The 25,162-nt window shown below is 45.4% G+C and carries 26 protein-coding genes; 18 read left to right on the top strand and 8 right to left on the bottom strand.

All coding sequences use genetic code 11. The features are described 5' to 3' along the window. Position 1 precedes the first annotated feature (1 nt). The 4 genes from DBR40_RS07055 to DBR40_RS07040 all read right to left on the bottom strand — a co-directional run bounded on the left by DBR40_RS07055 (position 2) and on the right by DBR40_RS07040 (position 3,080). Positions 2–268: a hypothetical protein gene (locus DBR40_RS07055; protein WP_124559048.1), complete on the bottom strand. Its 267-nt coding sequence runs from the start codon at positions 266–268 to the stop codon at positions 2–4. A 276-nt stretch (positions 269–544) separates the two neighbouring features. After that, positions 545–889: a hypothetical protein gene (locus DBR40_RS07050; protein WP_124559047.1), complete on the bottom strand. Its 345-nt coding sequence runs from the start codon at positions 887–889 to the stop codon at positions 545–547. 22 nt (positions 890–911) lie between these two features. Beyond that, positions 912–2,387 (bottom strand): hypothetical protein, encoded by a 1,476-nt coding sequence (locus DBR40_RS07045; RefSeq protein WP_124559046.1) that lies wholly within the window; start codon positions 2,385–2,387, stop codon positions 912–914. 57 nt (positions 2,388–2,444) lie between these two features. Further along, positions 2,445–3,080, bottom strand: a complete 636-nt coding sequence (locus DBR40_RS07040) for a Crp/Fnr family transcriptional regulator (RefSeq protein WP_124559045.1) — start codon at positions 3,078–3,080, stop codon at positions 2,445–2,447. A gap of 453 nt (positions 3,081–3,533) precedes the next feature. Here DBR40_RS07040 and DBR40_RS07035 point away from each other — a divergent pair, with 453 nt between their 5' ends. Further along, positions 3,534–4,382, top strand: a complete 849-nt coding sequence (locus DBR40_RS07035) for an RteC domain-containing protein (RefSeq protein ID WP_124559044.1) — start codon at positions 3,534–3,536, stop codon at positions 4,380–4,382. A 63-nt stretch (positions 4,383–4,445) separates the two neighbouring features. Here DBR40_RS07035 and DBR40_RS07030 read toward each other — a convergent pair whose 3' ends face one another. Then, complete coding sequence (locus DBR40_RS07030) at positions 4,446–5,162, bottom strand: hypothetical protein (protein ID WP_124559043.1); 717 nt, start codon at positions 5,160–5,162, stop codon at positions 4,446–4,448. Positions 5,163–5,506: 344 nt separating this feature from the next. Here DBR40_RS07030 and DBR40_RS07025 point away from each other — a divergent pair, with 344 nt between their 5' ends. Next, entirely contained in the window at positions 5,507–6,523 is a 1,017-nt protein-coding gene (locus DBR40_RS07025) for a hypothetical protein (RefSeq protein ID WP_124559042.1), read from the top strand. A 122-nt stretch (positions 6,524–6,645) separates the two neighbouring features. On the opposite strand, the gene DBR40_RS07020 is transcribed toward DBR40_RS07025, so the two are convergent. Continuing rightward, entirely contained in the window at positions 6,646–6,924 is a 279-nt protein-coding gene (locus DBR40_RS07020; protein WP_124559041.1) for a DUF6150 family protein, read from the bottom strand. Between the two features lie 138 nt (positions 6,925–7,062). Then, a complete protein-coding gene (locus DBR40_RS07015; RefSeq protein WP_124559040.1) occupies positions 7,063–7,512 on the bottom strand; it encodes a hypothetical protein in 450 nt (149 codons plus the stop codon). 308 nt (positions 7,513–7,820) lie between these two features. Here DBR40_RS07015 and DBR40_RS07010 point away from each other — a divergent pair, with 308 nt between their 5' ends. From DBR40_RS07010 to DBR40_RS06945, 14 genes are all read left to right on the top strand, one after another. Continuing rightward, on the top strand, positions 7,821–8,504 hold the full coding sequence (locus tag DBR40_RS07010) for a hypothetical protein (protein WP_124559039.1): 684 nt from the start codon (positions 7,821–7,823) through the stop codon (positions 8,502–8,504). 229 nt (positions 8,505–8,733) lie between these two features. After that, positions 8,734–9,006: a DUF4134 domain-containing protein gene (locus DBR40_RS07005; protein WP_233603839.1), complete on the top strand. Its 273-nt coding sequence runs from the start codon at positions 8,734–8,736 to the stop codon at positions 9,004–9,006. A 59-nt stretch (positions 9,007–9,065) separates the two neighbouring features. Continuing rightward, complete coding sequence (locus DBR40_RS07000) at positions 9,066–9,389, top strand: DUF4133 domain-containing protein (protein WP_124559037.1); 324 nt, start codon at positions 9,066–9,068, stop codon at positions 9,387–9,389. 314 nt (positions 9,390–9,703) lie between these two features. Continuing rightward, complete coding sequence (locus DBR40_RS06995) at positions 9,704–12,157, top strand: TraG family conjugative transposon ATPase (RefSeq protein ID WP_124559036.1); 2,454 nt, start codon at positions 9,704–9,706, stop codon at positions 12,155–12,157. 133 nt (positions 12,158–12,290) lie between these two features. Then, positions 12,291–12,662 (top strand): hypothetical protein, encoded by a 372-nt coding sequence (locus DBR40_RS06990; RefSeq protein ID WP_124559035.1) that lies wholly within the window; start codon positions 12,291–12,293, stop codon positions 12,660–12,662. Positions 12,663–12,684: 22 nt separating this feature from the next. Then, positions 12,685–13,383 (top strand): conjugal transfer protein TraI, encoded by a 699-nt coding sequence (locus DBR40_RS06985; protein ID WP_124559034.1) that lies wholly within the window; start codon positions 12,685–12,687, stop codon positions 13,381–13,383. Between the two features lie 314 nt (positions 13,384–13,697). Continuing rightward, on the top strand, positions 13,698–14,387 hold the full coding sequence (locus DBR40_RS06980) for a hypothetical protein (protein ID WP_124559033.1): 690 nt from the start codon (positions 13,698–13,700) through the stop codon (positions 14,385–14,387). Continuing rightward, entirely contained in the window at positions 14,377–15,084 is a 708-nt protein-coding gene (locus DBR40_RS06975; RefSeq protein ID WP_233603823.1) for a TerB family tellurite resistance protein, read from the top strand. Before DBR40_RS06980 ends, DBR40_RS06975 begins: the two co-directional genes overlap by 11 nt. 120 nt (positions 15,085–15,204) lie before the next feature. After that, the gene (traJ, locus tag DBR40_RS06970) at positions 15,205–16,422 is read left to right on the top strand and encodes a conjugative transposon protein TraJ (protein ID WP_410522635.1); all 1,218 of its coding nucleotides are present in this window, start codon (positions 15,205–15,207) and stop codon (positions 16,420–16,422) included. Between the two features lie 15 nt (positions 16,423–16,437). Then, complete coding sequence (gene traK, locus DBR40_RS06965; protein ID WP_124559032.1) at positions 16,438–17,055, top strand: conjugative transposon protein TraK; 618 nt, start codon at positions 16,438–16,440, stop codon at positions 17,053–17,055. 517 nt (positions 17,056–17,572) lie between these two features. After that, a complete protein-coding gene (gene traM, locus DBR40_RS06960) occupies positions 17,573–18,607 on the top strand; it encodes a conjugative transposon protein TraM (RefSeq protein ID WP_124559031.1) in 1,035 nt (344 codons plus the stop codon). 28 nt (positions 18,608–18,635) lie between these two features. Then, complete coding sequence (locus DBR40_RS06955) at positions 18,636–19,616, top strand: hypothetical protein (RefSeq protein WP_124559030.1); 981 nt, start codon at positions 18,636–18,638, stop codon at positions 19,614–19,616. A 71-nt stretch (positions 19,617–19,687) separates the two neighbouring features. After that, complete coding sequence (locus DBR40_RS06950) at positions 19,688–19,864, top strand: histone H1 (RefSeq protein WP_124559029.1); 177 nt, start codon at positions 19,688–19,690, stop codon at positions 19,862–19,864. A gap of 174 nt (positions 19,865–20,038) precedes the next feature. Continuing rightward, positions 20,039–20,347 carry a hypothetical protein gene (locus DBR40_RS06945; protein ID WP_124559028.1) on the top strand — a complete coding sequence of 103 codons (309 nt, stop codon included), beginning with the start codon at positions 20,039–20,041 and terminating at the stop codon, positions 20,345–20,347. Between the two features lie 37 nt (positions 20,348–20,384). On the opposite strand, the gene DBR40_RS06940 is transcribed toward DBR40_RS06945, so the two are convergent. Next, complete coding sequence (locus tag DBR40_RS06940; RefSeq protein ID WP_124559027.1) at positions 20,385–21,851, bottom strand: GntR family transcriptional regulator; 1,467 nt, start codon at positions 21,849–21,851, stop codon at positions 20,385–20,387. A gap of 858 nt (positions 21,852–22,709) precedes the next feature. On the opposite strand from DBR40_RS06940, the gene istA reads away from it, so the two are divergent. Both istA and istB read left to right on the top strand, forming a co-directional pair. Continuing rightward, complete coding sequence (istA, locus tag DBR40_RS06935; protein WP_233603822.1) at positions 22,710–24,254, top strand: IS21 family transposase; 1,545 nt, start codon at positions 22,710–22,712, stop codon at positions 24,252–24,254. Positions 24,255–24,271: 17 nt separating this feature from the next. Next, positions 24,272–25,033: an IS21-like element helper ATPase IstB gene (gene istB, locus DBR40_RS06930; protein WP_124559025.1), complete on the top strand. Its 762-nt coding sequence runs from the start codon at positions 24,272–24,274 to the stop codon at positions 25,031–25,033. The last annotated feature ends 129 nt before the right edge of the window (positions 25,034–25,162 follow it).

Genomic DNA, 25,162 nt, shown 5'->3' with positions numbered 1-25,162 from the left:
GTTATTTAAGTTTTTCATAGATCAGCTCAATAAGTGATTTAACTGTAAGACCGCTTTTTCGTACTTCTTTAACAACAATAGTCTGATCGGAACGGTAAGTTTTAATGTACTTTCTTAGCGTCAGGGTAAGCATGCCCAATGCTACTTTATCAAGGTAAATGGGGTAGTCTGCAAGTACATGTTCTTCTTTGACTCTGTCAGGTGAAATACCTGCTTCTTTGGCCACTTCGGTCGTTACTTTTCTGGTGACCTCTTCTTTTGTTGGCATAATTGTTTGCGTTAAGGTGATGAATAATAAATGTTCTGTTGAGATGAAAACAAAGCCCGATCCCTTGATTTACTACTCCCAAGTTGGGAATTGCTTATGAACTGAATGTTACCTAATAGTTGTCTGTTTGCACATAAATTTAAACCACTTTAAGGAATATTCAAATACTTATAAATGGGTATATTCAATCTCTATCATATTGTAATTGAGTTTGTTATAGACTTAGTTTCTTGTGGATGTTTTGTTCGTTTACATGTCTTGTACTAGATACAGTTTTTATGGTTTTTGCGGGGAAATATAGGCTAGCCGGTAACGTTGAGTGTGGGCGATCAACTGCCACCATTCCCAGAACTTCAAAGGGTTGATGCTGAACGTGCGGTACAGCGTGCTGTGCGGCGTGTTTGGATGTGCTTTCAGAAACCTGTTCCACCTGATCATACCTGTTTCAAAGTCCAGGCCTTTGCCTGGGAATTCAGTATAGCTAAAGCTTTTATCCGCGTTTTGATAATGGTAATTATCCAGGGTGAAGAACTGGACTGGCGGGGTATTGCTGATGGCGATCAGGCAGATGGTGATCATGATCATTCGGGAGATTCGGCGTTTTTTTGTTGGATTTGTCATGGTCGATGTTTTAGATGTATGGTTACTTATTGCATGGACCTTTGCTGGGCGAAGCTTTTCCTCCGCCCTGGTTGAGGTCCATACCAGGGTTCTTTGCCTTTTGTTCCCTTAAGGCAGCCGCCATTCCCGCGGGCGTGTCGGCAAAACCAGCGCCGCCTGGACCAGAGATACCGACGTTTGTAATGGGGTTGGGGATGTTGATCCCGGCGGCCTGACCGGCCTGATAGACATAGGAGGCGCAGTTGAAGTCAGTGAAATGGTAGTCTTTGCGTTCTCCGCCGATATAACTGATCAGTTTATTAAAGGTTTCGCTGTTTACCGCATAGGTAGCGCCAAGATCGTACTTCAGATCACCGTTATCGAGGATCTGTCCACGGGATTCCAGCTTTGCAAGGCCCGTTCCTGTTGGGTATAGACCGATGGTCTGGGTGATGGTCTGTCCGTTTCCAGTTTTGGAGAGCTGAATGGCCACATGGCCGAAACTGTTGGGTCCGAGGTTGAAACTGGTTCCGGCAAAGGGTTCAACAACCAGAACACGCACAGTGAATGCTGCATTTGGAGTGGTGATCAAAGCAAAGCAGTCCATCATTTTTTCCGGATCAACCGGTTTTGCATCCTCCATAGGCAGGTTGGAAGGCTCAGGCGTGGCAGGTGTACTGGGGCCTGTACTGCCGGAACCTCCAGAGCCGTATTCATAGTCGTAGTTTCCTCCTCCCCCTCCACCGAAATCATCGTATATGCTCCACATGCAGTCCTGGTAGAATGAATAGGAACAACTCATGGAGCTGTGAATAGTGAGACTACCTTCTCCGTCGATATACCAGTCCTGGCTCCAGCTGCACGATGCTACGATGGCGAGCATCAGCGGATCATTTGAAGAGGAACCTTTAATGGGGACCGGACTGTTTAATAAATGCTCCCGGAATGGTGCGGGGCCGGGCCGGATTTCTCCAGTGGTTTTTCCGTTGGAAAGGATAGCGCCAGAGCTCAGATGGTAGCTAAGGTTATATCGGAAAATTTTTCCACTGAAGTGCTGTGGCCCGTTGATCTGACCCAATTGCAAAGCGATGGGGTCAGGCAGTACTTCGATGACTTCGGCTGTGACTTTTTTGGTGGTACTGTCACGGAAAATATGCAGTTTCCGGTAACCAAGTTTCTGACCGTGGTATGTCGGTGATCCTTCCAGGGGAAGGTTCCAGGAGCCTGGTGACGGGCTTTTCCTACGGTATAATTTACGGTAATCCGCTTTAATGTTAATAAGGAAATGGCTATTGCTGTCTGCAGGGTTTTGCTTTGCGGTTTTAATCTGGTTGTTGAGGAACGAAATTACCTCGTCTTTCGACAAGGCTTGGGCGTTTTGCTGTTTTGCGTTAGCTGAGATGCCCGCTTCCTGCTTTTTACAGGATGCCAGGAGCATTGCCAGGAACAATAAAAATAGCCATAAGCGGTAGCTGGCATTGAAGCATGGTAATTGATTGATGATAAGATTGTTTTTCATGATGGTTTTGTATTTGGTTAGCGTTGATGTATCCCTGGTTTGGTAATCGGTCAGGTTTTAAATGTTTGCAGGATGATTAGTGCTTTTTGGCCTTTGGTCATTGCGGAGTTTTCCGGTGATGATGCGGTTGAGGGTTTCCCTGCCGATCCCCAGGTAAGAGGCGACGTTGACCTGGGTGGTCTGTTGCAGAATATCGGGATAGCGCTGCAATAGCAGGTGGTACCGGTCTATAGGAGTTCTGGAACGCAGGAATATCGTCCGTTCTTCACTCAGCAGGTAGTAGCGCTCCATCATGGCCCGGCCGATGAGGTTGCCTTCGGAAAAGTCTGCATAAAAGCTTTGTAATTCGAGATAGGAAATGGATTGCAGGGTAGCCTGCTGGAGTACCTCGATGTATTCATCCGCCGGCCTTTGGGTGAGAAAGCTATAAACTGAGATCATCAGTTCGCGTTCGCCCATAAACCAGCTGGTACATTCCCTTCCTTCCGTGTCGATGAAATAGGCGCGCAGGAAGCCTTCGCGGATAAAATAGATATGCCTGGCGGTTTCGCCGGGCCGGAGCAGGATATGCCGCCGGTTATAACGTTTGGTGCAGAGCTGGGCATGGAGCCGCTGCTGAAAGGGCAGGGACAAGGGGCAGATCTGGGATAATAGGGCAAGCAGTTCGGTAGCTGGCTGCGAAATGTTTTCCATCTGGTCAGATTATTTCAGACCAGCTTTATTTTTTCTTAGGGGCTTGTGGTATTTTCAATGAGGGGATACAAAGATGAAGATCGAAAATATTTCAGATTATCTGCTGTTCATTTTGCTTTTTTGTTTTGAACGGCTTGGATTAAGCGATGCGCTTTTTGTTCAGGTCAGGTTATTTATGGGCACATCAATGGTGTTCCCAGATGCAGCATGTGACAAGTGGTTATGCTTTGAGGTCCTAAATAACGAAATCACAGGGCATTGATCTGACCCTAATTTGTGACTGAGCGCACAATTAGATTTCAGCAGTGTGAATTTAAGGTCAAAAAAGTGGGTTTTTTTCGTCGGCATTTTGTGCCTGCAAGCAATCTTTTTCCTTCCAGGCCAGGGTAGTTTTACAACAGATAAATGCAAAGGGATTTATGCATTTGAGCTTTTTAACCTAATCAACTACCTATGATCAGAGAATTTGCAAAACGCAGCCTGGCTACTTTGCTCGATGAGCTGCAGCAATTGGATTATGCCAGTGCAGATCCATTACAAAAGATGAGTGGCTCGTTAAGGGCTATAAAAGCAGGCATTACCAGGCTTCAGCAGCTGGTGCAGGAACAGGGTTTTTCCTCAGAAGCGGAAGAGGTCAATTTTTTTAAGCACATCAAAACGGACTTTTATGCCTGGCAGGTATTTGTCGTGGAGCGTTATACGCTGGAAAGAAATATGCCGGAGCGGGATGCTGGTGCGCAGCGCTTATTCCTGCTAGCTGAAGTGGCGTATGTGGAACGATTTTTTCTGTCCAACCCCTTTGTTTTTGAGTATTTCCGTATAGGGGCAACGGAACTTGATGAGCTTTATTTCCTGCGGAAGAGTGATGGGGTGGGATTGCTGTTTCCAGAGGCGGCAGAACGTGACCGCTCATTTTCTACCCCCGCAGATTACCTGTTCTCCAAATTCAAGGCTTATGGGATGTTGAAGACGTGGTTAATGGAAAGACTGGATTACCTGGAGCGGAATCCGGCAGTGGCATATCTTGCAGGAGCGGAGTCCATAGAACTTAAATGGACAGGGGACAGCGTGAACCTGGCCGAGCTGGGTTATGCCCTAGCACTCAGCGGGCAGCTGAACCATGGGCAGGCGGCTATCGCGCAGGTGTTCAGGTGGCTGGAGGAAAAGTTGTCGGTAAATATCGGGGTTCCGGCAAGAAGGCTCGCTTCGATCAGGTCCAGGAAGCGGCTGAGCAGAACAAAGTTTTTGGATGAGCTAAAGGATGTACTTGACCGGAAGATGGATGAGGATGATGGGAGGTAGGCTTCCAGGTAGCAGGTGGCCAAATCAAAATGTTAATTGCAGGTTTAGCCTGTAAGGGGTGGCTTACAGGTTATGCCAAATATTTTTGATTTCTGTACAGGTAGCTAACAATAAACTTTCAAGTCCTGGCCCTTCCTGAGCAGTAAGCACATTTCCAGTGGGAATGTCTATGAAAAGACAGTCCCTGGCATTAAGCGAAATACCACTTATTTCCTTTGAGTACCTTTTAAGTACCTTTAATGCCAGCTCAGCTTCATTTGCCCTGAGACGGGCTTGTGGGAAGTTGAACCTTAGCAGACCGATTTGTTCCCCGGTAATATCACTGAGCAACATATCTGCCCTTGAGCTGATTTTTACACCGGCAACCGTAATAGAGGCCCTTTTTCGGTTGGTATTGAGTACATACTTGTTGAGTATTGGGATCAATTTGGCGGACATTCTAACCAGGCTTTCCAGTGCGCCGGCAGAGAAATAACGGTTTTTGTAATTATCGGTTCTAGGGGAGAAAGCTAACGCTTCCTTCTTTAATCTGGCAGCATGCCTGCTGAATTCCTCGAAATACAGATCGTAATCATCAAAGTTAGCTGAAAAAGTAGCCGTAATAATGTCCCGTGCAATGTTGTAGTATTTAGGGATATAATCCCCTGGATATTTACCATTGATCAAAATTCTCCTGCGGCCATTTAGCGTTGAACCATGATATCTTGAAAACTGTGTGAGGGAGAGTCTGGGATCCTCTACAATTTTTGCCTGCTTTACTTCAATCTCCTGGTTTTCCATGTTTTGTTATTTATTAATTCATTGTCAATCAAACTATTGCTGAGGTCATCTTGATCTATATCAAATTTAAATAAAGCAAAATATATTAGTATAATCCAGTTATCAACAATTTATGGTAGCTAAGATATACTAACAATAATAGTATTGTCATTTTGCTGGACTGTCGCATTTTAAAAGGGGTTTAACAAACTGAAAGACAATGGGGTAGATGTTAGTAATTAATGCCTTTATACGCTAAGCGAGACCTTGAGATACGATCAGTGGGTTGATACTAGACTAATTAAATCCATCACTATTGTTTAGCTTCTGTTGAATTAACGTTGATTCATCTCTATATTGTGTTGATGAAAAGAGTCATACTACTGAAAACGCAGTTGGCAGAGGCTGCGAAGTTAGCAGGTAGCCCGGATTTTGCAAAGCAAAGGCTTGCGGTGATCCTATTGGATAACTTTATGGAAATCCAATTGGTAGAATTCATGAAAGCCAATTTCGCACATGATGACTGGTTTACCTCAAGGCCGCTGAAATATAACTTTGATCAGCGTAAGAAGATACTATACAATTACAATGATCTGCTAAAGGCCTGCGTTTTGGAAGGCATTATCGATGCCGATGAAAGGAATCTGCTCGCATTTTGCCATGATGTGAGGAATAACCTTTATCATCAGGCCAGGGAGGAGCCGCTGCTTACCTTTATCGCCTTACTGTTTCTAAACGACCTGATCCTAAAATATCAACCTCAATGGAAGTCTGCAAGGGATTTTACTTCCTGGGATACAATAACGGTCGATCCTTATGAGGTTGATACCGGTAAAGATTATTTTTTTCATGATTTCAATAGCAGGGACGCCTGGGAACTGTTTTTGGAAACGCACTTTAAGAGTTTCATAGACCGGTCAAAAACACCTTCAGTATTAATTGCCGAACATTTGCTTGGCAAAATAACTCAATCAAGGGACCATTACAGCTTTCTCATAGATAATCATCCTGCCTTTCATGCCAATAGCGAAACCTGGGAATTAAACGAATACCTGATGTTTTATTCGTTTTATAATGTTAAGGAATTTGAACTTAAAGTGCTGAAATCGAGTGATCAAAAGCACAATTTCAGACAGATCCGCGATAATATGGTTTTGGATTACCAAAAGAACTGGGTTTACGTCAAAACCACGAGGCTAGATACACTGGAGGGGCATTTCAAAAAGATTGCCAATCTTCCTGCGGCGCAAGCACTCAAAAAGTTCATGGCATTCAGGGCTGAAATAACCATGATCCATGAGGCACTCTCCAGGGCGGCTTCCGATCTCGATCATGAGATTGATATGGCCATTGATTATGCTAAAGAGCAGTCCAGGGAATAGCAGCCACAAGATTATAGGATCCTCCAATAAGACGGCTTTGGACTTAGAAGGAGGGAAGACTTAGAAACGATGCTGAAGGACCTGTTATCATTTGGCAACATCTTTAGTGATAGTAGATTTATCTAACCAAATCTTCCTTTAAATGGATTAAGTTTTTGCCACCCAGCCTCACCCTGGTTGTCTACAAAGCATATTTTGACCTGTGCCATACCTATAGAAGTAAAGAAAAGCCAGCAGGTGGCATCCTGTTTTTCACGGGTGATAAACCAGCGGGCGTCGCCATTGGCCTGGCCCCATGATGAAACCCGGCAGACCAGTAGGTCTGCTTGAGCGCGTTCGGTTACCACTGCAACCCTTATATGGGCTTCACCCATCGTTGGGGTCTGAAATATTCTTGCCACTTGCTAATGTTTTTTGATTTTTTTTTAAAAAATATGGGCGCATGCCACTGAAAGGGTTATTTTGGCGCTATCGATAATTCCATTGCTGCCCTAGTCAGTTATTGGTCAGTTAACCCCCCAAGTTGATCATGTAATCGGTCACTCGCCTTCGTTAACAAATCCAGGTTGGAAAGCACCGTCTGGATTGGTTTCAGATTCTTCAATCTTTACAGTAAAAATAGTCGAACAATCTATATTCTGTTCTTCGCAACTGAGTTGAAGCTTTAATGTTTTGCTATTGTCCAGGTATTTAACGAAATCACTGAAATATTTGAATGGTGCTGAGGATAAAACCTCAACAGTTTTACTTTCGTCCAAATTGGTCAAACTTAATGCAAAATACCTGCTTTTTTCCAATTCCTTGATCACAACGAATGCGGTGTCGTTTTCGTAATAACTATCTATCTGGGTTTTAATTTCGGCCAACTCGGTTTCTGTTTTCTTTTCTCTGTAGTTCAACACCAGTTTTCCATCGTTTTCTGATCCCCAGGTTGTACTTAAGTAGCCTTCCGATGGTGATGCCAGAGCTTGTTCGATTTCTTCTTTCATTACTTATAATTTGAACACTAAATTTCGAAATAATTTGACGATTTCGAAAGCCAAAACGTCAATTGACTCCCATTACGTTGATGATAAACGAGATAGGGTAATGCGACCTCAGCGATAAGATATATTTATCATCCATCAGCACCATTGAAAACTGTCGGAATCACTTAAATGCTAATTTTTTAGACCTGCCTTTTTTTCGTTCAGCCTTTTTTATGGGTACTACCCCTTTATTACCCACTGTCAGTCATTTTCCAGAGCAATTTTGTTCCATCACCCAGCAATAAAGCCGGGAGAAAAACAATGAGTTTATGTTGGGACAATTTACATGGGGAGAGTTTTTGTGCTGTTATGGAGCCGTCTGCCTGCTGTGGTATTTAGGGCTGCTGTTTACTGCATATCGAAAAGAAATGGTCGGACTTTTTGGAGGAAATGCTGCCAATGCGGCTTCGAGTGGGATCTTGAAGTTCAGGGCTGATGATAATGTTGCAACGACAGGTCGTGCTATTGCTTCTCCTGAACAAAATGAAAACAGAAATGATGGACTCCTCGAACATGGTGATCAGACCATGTGGCAAAAAGGAGATGGATCCGGCCAGAAACCAGGCTTAAACCAGGTCAAAACTGAAAAGGATGGAAATACAACGGAAAATTACCTCATGGGCAAGGCTAAACCTCCGCTAGGGCTTGAAAAGCTGGAGACTGCTGATCTGTCCTTTGCAGCATCATCAAAGGACAGCCTGGAGGAAGAGATGGTCAATGAAGATGCTGGAGCTGGTCTATACGATGACCTGGTAAACAGTATAAGGGAGATTTATCAGATACTGGCCGCTAATGATGGCAATAAACAGGACTTTTTTGGAATGGTGTCTGAGCTCAAGAGCCAGTTTGGCCCACTAGGTTCAAGTCCATGTATGGCAAGGGTAAATACCTATATCAGGGAGAGTGCTCCATTTTCGATAAGTAATGAGGAGTTTGAAAATCTGTGGGATTAAATGGAAACGTCTTTCTGTTGCAGGCGTGTTTTTAGATCTGGTCTGGATTGGGTAATACTCGAAACAGGCGATGCGGAAAGATTGGGTTAGCTGGAACAGGTTGATATAGTTTAACGAACAGAAAAATTTTAATGAATAGTATTTAAGGGATTAAGTGATGAAATACAGAAACAAGGGAAAGCGGAAGGAAAAAAGGGCTTATTTTTTAAGATTGATTTACATTTTTTCCATGCTGTTGGTAGTGATAACAATAGGCGTGCGGGCGCAGGATGGCAATGCCGGGATACAGGAAGCAGCAAATAAAGTGAAGGGTTATTTTGATACGGGCTGTGACCTGATGTATGCCATCGGTGCAGTGGTTGGCATCATAGGCGCTGTCAAGGTATTCAATAAGTGGAATGCGGGAGAGCCCGATACGAACAAAGTGGCCGCGGCATGGTTTGGGAGCTGTATATTTTTGGTGGTCGTGGCCACTGTTTTGAAATCGTTTTTCGGCATATAACTAAGCGCAGCGTTCTCCCAGAATTCAGATGAAAAACAATAAAAAACACATGAAAAACGATGGCAAGGGTATTCCAGATCAATAAGGGCGTGTCGAGGCCGATCGTTTTTAAAGGATTAAAAGCGCAGTATATCGCATATCTGGCTGTTGGGCTGGTATTGCTACTGATCACCTTTGCGGTATTGTACATTTTGGGCTTGTCGCTATTTGTGGTGTTGCCAGTGATACTGGGTTTGGGGACGCTACTGTTTTATGGGGTATTTGCGCTGAGCCGAAGATTTGGACAGTATGGGCTGATGAAGTACCTGGCGAGGAGGTCGCTGCCGAGGGTGATTGTTTTCCGTTCGAGGAGAGCGTTTACTTCGCTAAAGGCTAAGCAGTAACATACCTATCTGCAGTTCTTATCCAAGCTTAAAGTGTTGTTTTTATTAACCTGGTTGAGGCTTGGTTCCGACCCATAGCAAAAAACTAGAAAAGATTTCAAATAAATCTGTGCCAAGTACGAACTAGGGTGATGCCGGGCCAATAGAACTATTGGATTTAAATATCCAGGTTATGGGACTTGGTTGGAGCCAGGTTGTTGCCGGGCAAATAAAGGTAGGATCAGGGTGAAAATGAGGGGATGGGATTGGGTTAGTACCGGAAGAATACCAGGCAAAAAAAAATAAAAGTTTAAAGTAATCTAAAAAATGGTCTCATGATCGAGTCAGCAAACATATTTCCAATTTATAAGATCGAAAACGGTTGTATCCTGTCACGTAAAGGTGATATCACTTATGCCTACGAGCTGAAACTGCCTGAAATATTTTCCATGTCGGCCAGTGATTATGAGGCTTTCCACGAGGTATGGGTGCGGGCGATACGTGTGCTGCCGGAGTATTCAGTGGTGCATAAACAGGATTGGTTCTTAAGGGAAAAGGTGGGTGCGGATTTTGATGCCTGCGGTGAGGGGTTTTTGTCGCGGTCATCCGAGCGGTATTTTGCCGAAAGGGAGTACCTGGAACACAGTTGTTTTTTGATGCTCAGTAAAAGGCCGGTGGGTAAAAGGCTTTCGAGTTCTGCTTATAGCAACATCCTGCGCAGGAGCCTGGTTCCTGTTGAGGTGGTGGAAAGAAGAACGGTTGAAGATTTCAGGGATAGGTGCAGCCAGTTCTGCCAGATTTTGATGGATAGTGGTTTTGTGGAAGTTAAGGCGATGGGGGATGATGAACTGGCTGGAACAGCGGTCCGGCCTGGACTGCTGGAAAGGTATTGCTTTTTGCTTGGAAGAGATGAGATGAGCGTGGTGCGTGATATCAGGGTGAAGGATGGACTGATGGTTGGGGAACTGCCTGTGGAGCTGTATACCTTGGGTGATGTGGAATCGCTGCCGTCCATTTGTGGAAGCAGGATCGATTATGATGCCTACTCGACCGATAAAAGCAGGTTTTCGATCGGTTTTGCCGCGCCTTTGGGTCAGCTGCTGGATTGTGAACATATCTGTAACCAATATGTGTTTGTGGGGGATGCTCAGAAGGAGATCAAAAGGTTGGAAGCGAAGAAACTGCGTCTGGGTTCACTGGCCGGATATTCAAGAGAGAATGCGGTTGCCCGTGATGCGGTGAATGATTATTTGTCCGAGGCGGTGGCGATGTCGAGGATGCCGGTGAAGGCACATTTTAATGTCCTGGCCTGGTCGAGGGATATAGCAGGGCGAAGGGAGATCAGGAACAAGGTAGCTTCTGCTATGTCACGTCTGGATGCGGTGGCAAAGCTGGAGAGTGATGGTGCGGCACAGATCTGGTTTGCGGGGCTTCCGGGCAATGCGGCTGATTTTCCGATGAATGACAGCTTTGATACTTTCCCTGAGCAGGCGGCATGTTTTTTTAACCTGGAGAGTAATTGCCGGTCATCACGTTCAAACTTTGGATTGCGCATGGGGGACCGGCTTTCGGGAAGGCCCTTACATGTCGATCTATCGGATGAACCGATGCGCAAAGGCTGGATCACTAACCGCAATAAGTTTATTATCGGTGGTAGTGGTAGCGGGAAAAGCTTTTTTACCAACCACATGGTGCGGAGTTACTATGAGCAGGGTACCCATATACTGATCGTCGATGTGGGGCATAGTTACCGTGGGCTTTGTGATCTGGTGGGCGGCTATTATTTTACCTACAGTGAATCTGATCCCATTGCTTTTAATCCGTTCTATCTGGGAGAAGGAGGATTGCTGGATACCGAGAAGAAGGAAAGCCTGAAAACGCTATTGCTTTCCCTATGGAAGAAGGAGGGTGAGGAGTATCGCAGGTCGGAGTATGTGGGATTAAGTAATGCGCTGACGATGTATTTTGAGCATTTATCAATCTCAGCTGATGTTTTTCCATGTTTCAATACTTTTTATGAGTTTTTGGGGAGTGGCTATTCGGAGGCTTTGCGGGCTAAAGGCGTGAACAGCCGCGATTTTGATATCCAGAATTTTCTCTACGTGCTTGGACCTTACTATAGGGGCGGTGAATTTGATTATTTATTGAATGCGAGGGAAAACCTGGATCTGTTGAAGCAACCTTTTATTGTATTTGAACTCGATGAGATCAAGGATCATCCGATACTGTTTCCTGCCGTGACGCTGATCATTATGGAGGTTTTTATTTCCAAGATGAGGAAGTTGAAAGGTGTGCGCAAGATGATCCTTATCGAGGAATGCTGGAAGGCGATTGCTAAAGAAGGCATGGCGGAATACATCAAATACCTTTTTAAGACCGTGAGGAAGTTCTTTGGGGAGGCAGTGGTGGTGACGCAGGAGGTAGAGGATATTATTTCGTCTCCCATTGTAAAGCAGGCCATTATCAATAATGCGGATTGTAAGATACTGCTTGATCAGAGCAAATACCAGAACAGGTTTGAACAGATCCAGTCGCTACTGGGGCTTTCTGATAAAGACAGGTCGCTGATCCTATCGATGAACAGGGCCAATGAGTCTGGAAGGAAATATAAAGAGGTGGCCTTTGTGCTGGGGAATCATTCGCAGGTGTACCGCACAGAGGTATCGGTTGAGGAGTATTTAACCTATACCACAGAGGAATCTGAGAAAATGCGGGTGCAGGAATATGCGATGAGGTATGGTTCGATCCGTAAGGGGATAGAGATGCTGGCAAAAGAGATGCGGGATTAAGCTTAAAAGCCACTATTCCAAATCAATTTCATTTTATGACCAGGATTTAGCTGGGTTTCTTTCAGGCGGATGAAGGAATCAGGTTAAGACTGGGTGAAAAACAATAAAGATGATGATTCAAATTTTAAACGATATGAAAAGGAATTTTATATGGGCAGGGATATTTCTGGGATTCGTTCTGGCGGGTTGTAATTCGCTAACGGGTAAAAGTGTGCTCGAAGGCACTTACGTTAGCCACAGCGACGGAAAATACAGTGTCGCCGATGATACACTGGTGGTGGAAAAAGGTGATGGTAACCTGGTGCTGATCCATCGTCGGACAGGTTTCAGAAGGTTGACCGATGGTAAACCGGGCAAAAAAGAATATGAGACAGAGGAATGGAAAGCGGTATGGAATGCAGCTGATGGAACATTGAAGGAATTACGGAAGGGCAGGCTATTGTACCTGGACCGCGATTCAGACGGGCTTATTTTGGGCAGAAGGGTTTACAGAAAAGTCAAGTAAGAATTTAAACAGGTGGTGTAACATGAATTGGATCAGGGAGATGAAAAAGTATATGGTGATTCTGCCGGTGAGCGCAATGACGCTTTTTGTGTCGGTACCCAAAGGTGCCAGTGCGCAGATCGCGGTGCTGGAGGTGATTAAGGCAGGGGTGAAAAAGGTGATCAAGGCAGTGGATCTGAAAGTGCAGCGTTTGCAGAACGAAACAATCTGGTTGCAGAATGCGCAGAAGGTGCTGGAGAACCAGTTATCGAAGTTGAAGCTGACCGAGATTGCGGACTGGACGGAAAGGCAGCGGAAACTTTATGCGGAGTATTATGAGGAACTGTGGAAGGTGAAGGCAGCGATCAGTTATTACCGGCAGGTGAAATCGCTGACGGAAAAGCAGGTGGAGATTGTGAATGAATATAAATGGGCCTGGGGGCTGTTTTCCAAGGATAAACATTTTAGTGTAGAGGAGCTGGAAAAGATGGGGCAGGTGTATTCGGGGATACTGGAAGAAAGCCTGAAAAACCTGGATCAGATCCTGCTGGTGGTGAATGCCTTTAAAACACAGATGAGTGACGGGGCGAGGCTTGAAATTATTTATAAGGCCAGTGAACAGTTGGAAGATAACCTGCGTGACCTAAAGCAGTTTAATACACGTAATGCGATAATCAGCATAGAGCGGGCTGCGTCAGCAGATGAGGTGGTGGTACTGAAAGAGTTGTATGGGGTACAGTAAGTTGTTGCGGCTTTAATACAGAATATTGATGATATGCCTGGTGGATCTGGGTTCGTTTCCGGCACAGTAAAAGCGATAGGATGGGCCGCGTGCGGATAATGAGCCCAGTGAAATCCAGGTCAATAATGGCCAATGGTGTTTAGCTTATTGATTGTATAGGCTTAGGTATAAGTGTTTTTTGATATGCAGGAAGGAATAGCTGATCAATAATCTTTAGCGGAACGGTCAATGTCTTGCGATCAAAATTTATGCTGAGTTTTTGATATGCCAGAAAAAATACCTGGTTCTAAAATGGTGGAAGTAATTGAAATAGTATGAGTCTAAGAATAGGTTTAGGTCGGGAACCGGGTTTAAAACCTGGTCGTAAAAAAATAGCAATATGGGTCGGTTGTATCCTGTTGGTATTATTTAGCATGAGTGGTTGGGCTTATGGCCAGACCTTCGGAGAGTTTTTCAACCAGAAGAAAACCCAGCGGAAATACTTTGCTGAACAGTTGGCCGCTATCCAGCTTTATGCCGGATACCTTAAAAAAGGTTATGAGATCGGAAGGGATGGTATACAGGCCGTGCGTGATATTACCAATGGGGAGTTCGGGCTGCATGAGCTTTTTATCTCCTCCCTTTCAAAGGTAAGCCCGGTGATATCCCGGCATAAAAAGGTGGCGGAGGTGATCGCGATGCAGTTGGAAATGGTATCGGTTTTTAGGTCTCTGGCAAAGCTCGATAAACTGGAGCCCATGACACTGGCCTATATCGCATCAGTTGGTGGTAGCATGCTGGAATCCTCGCTATCGGATATAGATGTTTTGATGGTCATTATCACCTCTGGAAAGTTGGAATTGGATGAAGAGGAACGGCTGATGAGATTGGATGACCTGCATAGATCAGTCGAAGAGAAGTACCATTTTGTAAGGTGGTTTCGTGATGATGTGATTATGCTTAATCATCAAAGGGATAGAATGTTGAAGGATGCTGGAGTGATTGGAGGTTTACATGAAAAGTAAGAAATTGGTTTGGTTTGAGGTATCTTATTGCTGGGCGGAATGGTTCGCCGCCCGGCTTAAGATTAAAGGATTACTGCTGTCATTTGCGATGGTATTGTTTACTGGTGTTTTTATGCCGGGTAAAGCAAGGGCGCAAAGCGTGGAGGTGGAGCAGCTGCTGATCAATGTGGAGAAGCTTTCGCAGTTCAAGAACATACTGGAGGATATGAAGAAGGGCTGGGAGGTGGTTTCAAAGGGTTATCAGGCAGTAAAGGATATCTCGCAGGGCAATTTTTCGCTGCATGAGGTTTTCCTCGACGGGTTGATGCTGGTGAGTCCCGAGGTAAAGAAATATCATAAAGTGGCAGATATTATTACCGCGCAGGGAAGGATCGTGTCGGAATACAGGGCTGCCTTGAAAGCCTTTAGGATTTCGGGGGTATTCAGGGATGGGGAGCTGGATTACTTTGCGAGGGTTTATGGTGGATTGTTTGAGCAGAGTGTGGCCAATCTGGATGCCTTGACTACGGTTCTGACGGCATCGGAACTGAGGATGAATGATGACGAACGGTTAAAGGTGATTGACAGGCTGTTTACTGAAGTGGAGGATCAGCTGGGTTTCCTGCGGAGTTTTAACGGGCAGGTCGTGCAGTTGAAGGTGCAGCGGGAGCGGGCGAAGAAATCTATTGAAGGATTGCAGTCGGTTTATGGGCAATAGCTTGCTTGCTATCATTTTCTTTTAATTTTTCTTTTTCTGCCCGGTTTAGACTTGGTTCCGTTATGGTGGGTAAAAGGAATGGGGTTTAAATCCTGTCAATAATATTTAATAAAAAAAGATATGAAAAACATTTTTATGCCTGGATGGAGCAGGGGTTCGGTCATGGTGCTCATGCTTATTTGTATGGCGACAGCTGTGAATGCGCAAGGCGTAGCAGGAACGATCAACGGCATGCAGCCAGTATTGGATCGGGTGTACTCAGAGATGCTGCCGTTGTGTTCACGGCTGATCGGTGTGGCAAGGGGGCTTGCAGGCTTTGGCGCCATGTGGTATATCGCTCACCGGGTGTGGCGGCATATTGCATCGGCAGAATCGGTGGATTTTTATCCGTTGTTGCGGCCTTTTGGACTAGGCATGTGCATCATCATGTTTCCTACGGTGATCGGGATCATGAACGGGGTATTACAACCAACGGTTACAGCAACAGGTCAGATGGTTTCAGACAGCAATGCAGCCATTGAAAGGTTGTTAAAGGCAAAGGAAGCCGCGATCAAAAAGAGCAAATACTGGCAGATGTACGTCGGAGAGAGTGGTATGGGGGATTCGGATAAGTGGTATAAATATACCCATCCGAAAGACCCGGGAAGAGATGAGGAGACCTTTTTGGATGGGCTGGGCAATGACCTGCAGTTTTGGATGGAAAAACAGAGTTATAATTTTAGGAACTCGGTGAAGACCTGGTTGAGCGAAGTATTGGAGGTGCTTTATGCAGCAGCGGCGCTCTGCATCAATACCATCCGGACGTTCTTTTTGATCGTGCTGGCGATACTGGGCCCATTGGTATTCGGTTTTGCGGTTTTTGATGGCTTCCAACAATCGCTTACGATCTGGATAGCGCGCTACATCAACATCTTTTTGTGGCTGCCAGTGGCAAACATCTTTGGGAGCATTTTGGGGAAGATTCAGCAGAACATGTTAAAACTTGACCTCTCGCAGATCGAGGCGCAGGGCGATACCTTTTTCTCCTCGACCGATACTGCCTACATGGTGTTCCTCATCATTGGCATTGTAGGTTATTTTTCTGTGCCTAGTGTGGCCAATTATATTGTCAATGCCGGTGGTAGCAATCCGATATTAAGCAAGATGAATGCTATTGTCACTGGTACAATTTCTACAGGGACTAAAGTGGTTACCGGAGCTGGTGGCATGGCCATGGATGCTTATGGGGATATGGCGCGTAGGCAGGCTGGGGGTTACAGTTCGGATGCATCGGGCGATTATTTTAAGGATGGTGGCGGTGGCTCAGCGCAGCAGAAAAGGATTTCAGGTAAAAGCTAAAAAAAAGGAGGAAAGATGAGCTTTGAGCAGTTGAGGAATATCGACAGCGCTTTTAAACATGTAAAGGCTTTGAGTATCGGTGCTATTGTGGCCAGTTTATTATGCATGGCATTCTGCATCTATAAAAGTTACCAGTTGGTGGGTAAGTCAGCAGAGCGGATTTATATACTGCATAATGGTAAGGTGCTGGAAGCATTGGCGGCGGACAGGAGGGCGAACCTGCCAGTAGAACTGCGGGATCATATCCGCACTTTTCATGGGTATTTTTTTTCGGTCAGTCCCGATGACGGGGCGATAAAAAGGGATATGGATAAGGCGCTTTACCTGGCGGACGAGTCGGCAAAAAAAGAATATGATAATCTGCGCGAATCGGGCTTTTATAACCGGATGATCGCGGCCAATATTTCGCAGGAAATCGAAGTGGATAGTATTGCATTATCGCTGCACAATTACCCCTATAAGTTCACCTGTTTTGCCACTGAAAAAATGGTGCGCAGTAGTGGCATTTCCTATCGCAAACTGGTGACGGCGGGAGAGGTCAGGGCGCTGGAAGATCGGAGTGATGAAAATCCGCATGGCTTTCTGATCCAGAAGTGGCAGACGCTGGAAAACCGGGATTTGGTGGTGAAATAAGTGGGTAATTCTATGTAGGATATTGTCATTGGCAGATTTCTTAAAATACATGATTTTGAATGGATATACATTTAACCTGCTATATCACAACATGTTAATTATTATTCGTGCGCCAACATGTTGCTGATTAACCATTATCTAATTATAAATCAGAAAGTTAATTGTATTGTGATAACATTTTTTGACCTGGACGTTCCTGGTCTTAAAAGCATGTCTTTTATAATAGTGAATATTATAATCTTCAGTTTTAAAATAACTTAAAGTTACTTAATTAAATAATAGATTAAATATGAAGTGGTTTCAGGTAAGACCAGGATATGACCCGGTCAAAAATAAAATGGTCAATATGATGGTACATCGGCTGCTGCTCATCCAGAGGCAGACTGCGGACTGGTTAAACGCAAAGACAAAGGGTATTTCGGGGAGGATATTACTGGCCGCCCTAGTCATATTCTGCAGTCTGGGATCGCTGCTTTGCCTGGCGCTTATACTTGGTAAAATCAAATAAAAAACGGATATGAAAACAGAGAAAAAAAGGAATGCCAGAAAAATATTGCTGGTACTTCCCATGCTGGCTTTGCCTTTCCTAGCACTGGGTTTTTATGCACTCGGTGGTGGCAATGGGAATGGGCAGGAAAAGCTTACGGCCAGGGGGATCAATACAACGCTCCCCGATGCAAAATTGAAGGAGAAGGTGCCGGAAGGCAAGATGGATTTTTATGCCGTCATGCAGGCAGATTCTGCAAGGAAGTCCAGGTCGGAAAATTATGCCGGTGAGGTGATGGGCCATGCCCCTGCGGAAAAGCAGGCCAAAGAATTAGAGGATAAACTAGCTGCATTGCAGAAAACGCTAGCAGCACCTGCAGCGGAGCCAAAGGCAGTGGAAGGAAGCAGGGTATTGGCAGTACCGGGAATGAAAGGTGATGTCGACCGGCTGGAACTGCTGATGAAAAGTATGCAGGAGAAGAAGACCGAGGATCCTGAAGTGACCCAGTTAAATGCCATGCTGGAAAAGATCATTGAGATTCAGAATCCTGTTAAGGTTAAGGATAATGAACCGGCCGAGAAAGCCAAGGAAAGTGAAAAACTGTTCTCGGCCATTCCTGCGCTAATTGCTGAGAAGCAAAAAGTGAGGGAAGGCGCTGTGTTAAAATTGATCCTGCTCGACAGCACCATTTTGAGTAGCGTGATGGTACCTGCAGGGCATGAACTGTTCGGGCTTTGCAAGGTCACCAATCAGCGTTTGCTGGTGGATATCAAAACGGTAAGGCTTGGGAAAATGATCCTGCCCGTGGATTTGAGCCTCTATGGCCTGGATGGGATCAGGGGCATTGAAACGGGTGAGCCTGTGGTTGCCCAGTCGGCATCGGGTGGAGCGGACGATGCCGTGCGCGGATTGCAGCTGCTGGGAATGGATCAGTCCATCGGAACCCAACTGGCCGGAGCAGGCATTGATGCAGCAAAAGGTCTGGTGAGTAGAAAGGTCCGCTCGGTGAGGGTCAGGATACCGGGCGGAATCCAGGTGCTACTGCGCGATAATGGCAAAAAATAATTAATGTGATTTCTAACCAAAATAAAAGATGATGAATGAGAACAACATTAGGGGACTGCGGGAGGAACTTGCCGGCCTTGGTTTCAGTCAGGAAATAGCAGACAGGATGCATGAAAGCATTGCCCTTGGGATCACTGCCTTTACCTTACGCGAACAGGTTAAGGGTTTGAAAGAGCCCTTTGAGGTCGACCTTTACTTCAGGCAATCCAATAAGTCGGAATATTATTATTTCAATAAGTTTGAGATCGCCCAGACCAAGGGATGGAGCCTGGAAGAAGGACAGCAGTATTTTCTATTGGTGCCATCAGCCGAGGGCAAACTGGAGCTCAAAATGCAGACGCATAAGGTTGCGGAAGCTTTGGACGAGTTCAAAAAGCCCTTGCAGAATGCGAAGCTGGGTTTTGGCAGATCCCTGGACGAGGCCCAATTGATCGTCGAGAAAGTGGACGGAAAACTCTCGCAGATTCCCACACAGTTTATTGCCACTTACCGTAATCCACCACTTGCGCAGACCATGTGGGTTGACAGGGGACGTGGATTCAGTGTTTCGCAGGCCGTGAACCTGATGGAAGGCCGGAGTGTGTACCGTGATGACCTGATGAGCCAGGCCGGTACCCCATACAAAGCCTGGGTAAAGCTGGATATGGATTCGGAAAGGGACAGGTATCAGAATTATACCCTAAATACCTACAACGACCCTTCCTATGGATTTGATCTCAAGAGCCTATTGGGCAGTTATCCAATCAATGGGATGGAAAATAGGACGATTTCAGATGGGATTATGGAAGCGCTCCGTAATGGTGACCGTGCCCTTGCTTCCATTGAGAAAAATGGAAAGCTGGAACCTGTCTATCTTGAAGCAACTCCACGTTATCTTCAGTTAAACCTTTACAGTAAAGAGGGCAAATCGCTAAAGCGCGAGGATTACCAGAAACAACTGGTGGCTCAGGTGGGGAAGGAAAAGACCAAACACCAGAAACAGTCTGTCAACCGACAGATGGGAATTTAAGGGAATTTGTTACTTTAGCAGCCTGTTTATACAGTTAAACCTATTGTTGGACATTTAATTAAAATTAAAAAATGGAAAAATTCGGAAAAGTTAAAGAACTTGTAGCTTCAGTTGAAGCGGATGCGGTAAAATTTTATGAAAACGGAAACGCAGCTGCAGGTACCCGTTTGAGAAAAGGCATGCAGGACCTTAAAAACCTGGCGCAGGAGATCCGTGCTGAGGTAACAGAGAAAAAGAACGCAAAATAAACAATATCTGTTTTGGAAAAAATGCCTTGGCCATCGGTCAGGGCATTTTTGTTTTCTGAAGGATATATGCTTACAACCATAGGTTTTGCTTGTGTCTGAAATTTATTTATGCTCATTTTCAGTCTATTGGAACCACATGCTTGCAAGTTTCACCGAGGCTGATATATTTGCCGCATGACGGTAACCGTATTAGCTATTTTAGAAACCGATTTTGTACCCGCCAAGAACCTAGCGAAGGTGATGAATGACCGCCTAGAAAGAGCGGCAAGGGAGTTAAGGGACAATCACCTCAAAGCACTTTATGGACGCGGTTTTTCTTGTGAAGACCTTGTCATCTATATCAGTTACAACAGTAAGTACAAAATGCGCTACCGGATTGTGAATGACGTTCCAGCCGATATCGAATATTTTGTGGCCGAAACCTGTGGCAGGCTGGGCTATATGCTTTGGCGGTCGGTTCCCGTTGAGGTATTGCCAGGGTAAAAGCCAAGCTTTTGCCTATTTATCATTGGTTTTGGGGCTATCTGATACGCTTTTTTAGTATGCTGCGCAGTTTTATAGCCACTTGTCTGCAATCACGCAGATCGAATCTCCCAAAATCCAGCCGCATATAATGTATGGATTGTTCGGGTTTGCCCTTATGGATTTCCGAGCGGATCAGATGCCCATCGTTTTTTAACAGCTCGATAATGGACACCAGATCTAATTTTGCAGGAAAGCGTATCCAGAGCGCCGTTCCTGATTCTGGTAGATCATAGCTGAGGTATTCCCCTAACTGAAGCTGGAGGAGTTCATTCAGGTTTTTAAGGTCTTTCTGTTTTGCCGCCTTCGCCTGCCTGGAGAACCAGAGCAGCTCGCTATTGACCAATAAACGGGCGATTGCTTTTTCCTCGGAGAAATCCCTGAAACCGTAGCATGTATTCGGTATCGCCTTCAACGTTCTGATCAGTTGAGCTGGTGCAACAACAGTCCTTAGGTTCTGCATGTATGGACTGACGCGGCTTAAAGCTGCAATATGGACCACAAATCCGCCGTGCCCATATTGCACCAATGGCCGGAATGGAAATCTGCCCCACCAGAACTCATGGTCGTCATCTTCTTCAATGATATAAAACTGGTACTTTTTCGCCAGCTCCACCAACCTGAAACAACTTGCCTCGTCCAGGCTCCTGCATTCTGGATAGCTGCAGTTGGGCCGGAGGTAAATTGCCGTAATCCTTTTCTTTGCAACGGTCTCTTCCAATTGTGCTATAAAATCATGCTCTACTGCATTAAGCCAGGCTATTTTAAGCCCGCATTCCTGTAGAACCGCATTGATGAGAAAATCTGATGGAGAGGTGTTGATTACCGTATCAGAGGGGGCGCAGAGTGCTTTAAAAACCGCCCTCATGCTTTCACTCCGTCCGCGGATGACCATTAGATGTTCGGTTCTGATATTGAAACTTCTCAGGTTGAGCTGCTGCAGGATCGCTGCCTGTAGCGGTTTGGCATCGTTATCATTGTGCTTTGGCAAGCTGGATGCATCTGTGCTGTTGCGGGAGAATTCCCGTATATATTTGGAGACTATTTTTTCTGGCCAGTATACCTTGTCGATAAAGGGAAGTCCAAGGGAAATGAAGCCTTGCCGATTGTTTATCTCTGGATGCCTCTGATAAAACCTGTTAGGAACCGGCACAAGTGGCAGCATTTCCGGCATAGCTGGAGGCCTGCTTTTTTTGGAGTCGCTTGGTAGGGGATCTGCGACGCAGGCATTACTGCCTTTGCTGTGGGTGAGCCATCCGGTGGCAATCAGTTTGGTGTAGGCACGCAGGGCAGTGTTTCGGTTTACTTTATTAAGCCGGGCCAGCGTACGATGGGAGGGAATCCCCTCACAAGGCTGGACTGCACGGGCCTGTATCCGCTCGATTATAAATTCCTCTATCTGCAAAGAGTTTGGTTTCTTTCCGGTAAATGGCATAGCCCATACCGACAGATCGTGTTGGCGCATAACATGGTTAGTTGTTATAAATCAAAAAAAATAAAGCTGCGAATGTAGGCTATTTCCGGTCAATGCGAAAAACTTCGAAGTGCCCTAGCTGCAAAGACTGAAACTGCCCTAGCAGGAGATAACTTTAAAGGCCTTGGATATTTGAAAATATGCTGCCGTTGTGTTAAAATCATCGCGAAATGAAAAATTTCCAATTGATAATCAAGCCTTTAGAAGTGCCATAGCCGGCATATCAAAAACTGGCCTAAGTAATTGCATCCTATAGTCTCCAAATTTGGCCAGCTCAATCTATCGGCCTTAAAAACGGCCCTTTCAGGAGCAGATTGGAAAGGATGGTATTAATGTATTAAAAGTTCATCGGATTAATTGGGACGTATAGCACTTCCAATTCTAACCAAAAACAAATGATGTTCACCCGTATCCAAACACGGCCTGCAAACGGATACACAAAATGTAGCAATAGATGCTAGCAAAATGCCGAAAACGATCATCAAGGATCTTTTGTGGGCCAGGGTGCACGGGGTGGGAACTAAATTGTTGACAAGCCTGTTTTTGCAGTAATATACCGAAAACAGGCTCAAATTTTTCTCGAGGGTGGTTTTAAAGACCCGTAAAAAAGAAGCACTGGTTGCGGCTGGGTAGCTGCAGAAAAAACAATAATTTTTGGTGTATGGATATTATGATGATCGTGACCACCGTTCAGCCGTCCAAGTTGACCACTTGTTTTGCTGGCAAAATGTTCACTGATATCTAGACCAAAATGTTCAGTCTGAGCTTTACCAGCCCATGCTTTAGTGGCACCAATCCTTCTTGAAAAATTAATAATTCAATTCATTAATGGCCAATATTAATATTAGCATGAATAAAATTAGAAAAATCCTAAGGCTGTATGATCAGGGGAAAGCAAAGCTGACAATCGCTGGCTATCTAAATCTGTCCCGCACAACCGTCAGGAAATATCTCACTGCCTTTGATACCTGTGGTCTTTCCCTGAAGGAAGTCGATTCCATGAGCGACGCGGAACTGGATGAGCTTTTCGGGACTGTACAGGAAAAAAAGCCTTCATTGGGCAGTCATCGTATGCAGACATTGCAGCGCTGCTTCCCAAAGGTAGAAAAAGAGCTCAAACGGACCGGGGTGACCAGGATGCTACTCTGGGAAGACTATATGAAAGAGTTTCCTGATGGATATCAGTATACACAGTTCTGCAGGCACTTCAACGATTGGCTGGCCAAGGTTAACCCTACCATGCACCGTACGCACAAGGTTGGGGACAAACTTTTTGTGGATTATGCGGGAGAAAAGCTTAGCTATATCAATAAAAAAACGGGAGAAGTCGTTCCTGTCGAGGTTTTCGTTGCCATCCTTGGTGCAAGCCAGCTAACCTATGTCGAAGCGGTACACAGCCAGCAAAAGGAAGATTTTATCTCTGCCTGCGAAAACACCCTGCATTTTCTGGGTGGGGTACCAGCAGCGATAGTCCCAGATAACCTTCGGGCCGCTGTCACGCGGAGCCATCGGTATGAGCCCACCGTTAACGAAACTTTTGAAGATTTTGCGCAGCATTATGATACCTGCGTGCTGCCCACGCGCGCTTACAAACCAAGGGATAAAGCACTTGTTGAAGGGGCTGTAAGGATTATCTACACCAGGTTGTATGTTCCCATTAGGCAAAAAGAATACTTTTCGCTCTCTGAGCTCAACGCTGCGATATGGGAATATCTGGCCAAGCATAATAACCAGTTGCTCAAAGGCCGCACCTATAGCCGCCGAATGCAGTTTGAAGAGATAGAACGGAAAGAGCTTAAGCCATTGCCGGTAGAACGCTACGAGCTTAAGCAATCTTTTCACGCCAAGGTGAACAAAGACGGCCATATCTTATTGGGAACCGACAAACATTATTACAGCGTTCCGGTGCGTTTTCTGAGCAAAAAAGTCAAGATCATCTATTCGGCTTCGATTGTTGAAATTTTTTCCAAATTTGAAAGGATCGCCATCCATAAGCGCAGTAAAGTTCCTCATGCCTACACCACCAATAGCAGCCATCTCTCAAACGTCCACAGGTATTCTGCCGAACGCACTCCGGAAACATTTGTCGAGCGTGCCGAAGCCATTCATAGCGATGTGGTAACCGTGATCAAGTCCATACTGGAAAGCCGTCGTCATGAAGACCAGAAAATAAAGACCTGTGAGGCCATTTTAGGTCTGGAGCGTAAGTTTGGAAGCGAACGGCTGGCAGGAGCATGTAGACGGGCAATGGATTATGGTATTGATGTCCGGGTCTTTAAGACCATACAGTCAATTCTGGAAAACAACCTTGATGGCCTTCGGGAAAATGTTTTCTCTCATGAGCTTCCCATGCCTGCCCACGACAATATCCGCGGTGAGGAATACTATAAATAACTTATTAAACGATTATAATGAACAACTCAGATACATTAGATAAACTTAGGTCCCTAAAGCTCTTCGGCATGTTCCATGCCTTCAAAACAAATTTGGAGACAGGAACCGTGGAGGGCTACACACCAGATCAGCTCTTGGCCGAGCTGGTCGATGCGGAATACGAAGACCGGATGAACAGAAAGATCAACAGGCTGATCGATGGCGCCAAGTTCCGCTATAAGGCCTCGATCGAACTGATCAACTTCAACAGGGATCGCAACATAGACCGTTCGCAGATCCTCAGGCTCGCAGAGTGTGCATTTGTTGAAAATCACGACAACTTGCTCATCACCGGCCCGACAGGGATAGGCAAGAGTTATATCGCCTCTGCGATTGGACACCAGGCCTGTGCAAAAGGCTTTAGGGTTTTGTATTGGAGTGCACCAAAACTCTTTGCAAGGTTGAAACAGGCTAAGGCCGATAACAGTTATTTCAAGGAGGTCGCTAAAATCCTTAGGGCAGAGCTATTGATTCTGGATGATTTTGGCCTGCATCCGCTGGATAATCAGAGCAGGCTAATGCTGATGGAGATTGTTGAAGATCTTCATGGTAAGACCTCGATGATTTTTACTTCCCAGCTTCCGGTAAGCGCTTGGTTCGAGATGATCGGAGAGAAGACAATTGCCGATGCAGTTCTGGATAGGATTGTTCATGATGCCCATAGGATCGAGGCCTTGGGCGAGTCGATGCGGAAAGTGAGGTCGAAAAAGCCTGAAGCGCTCGAAAGTGCATTTCAGTAGATCGTTCTCATAGCGATATCTATTTGATAAACAATTACTTTTAATAAGGCTTTTAATAAGGATGGTCACTGGTTTTCTACCATCGTGGCCATCTTTTCCATTTCCATATTTGGGGATTTCGGCAATAGT

This window comes from Pedobacter sp. KBW01 (genome assembly GCF_003852395.1).
Taxonomy (GTDB): Bacteria; Bacteroidota; Bacteroidia; order Sphingobacteriales; family Sphingobacteriaceae; genus Pedobacter.
The sequence above is the reverse complement of the archived record's forward strand: the minus strand, read 5'-3'. Positions and strand labels throughout refer to the sequence as shown.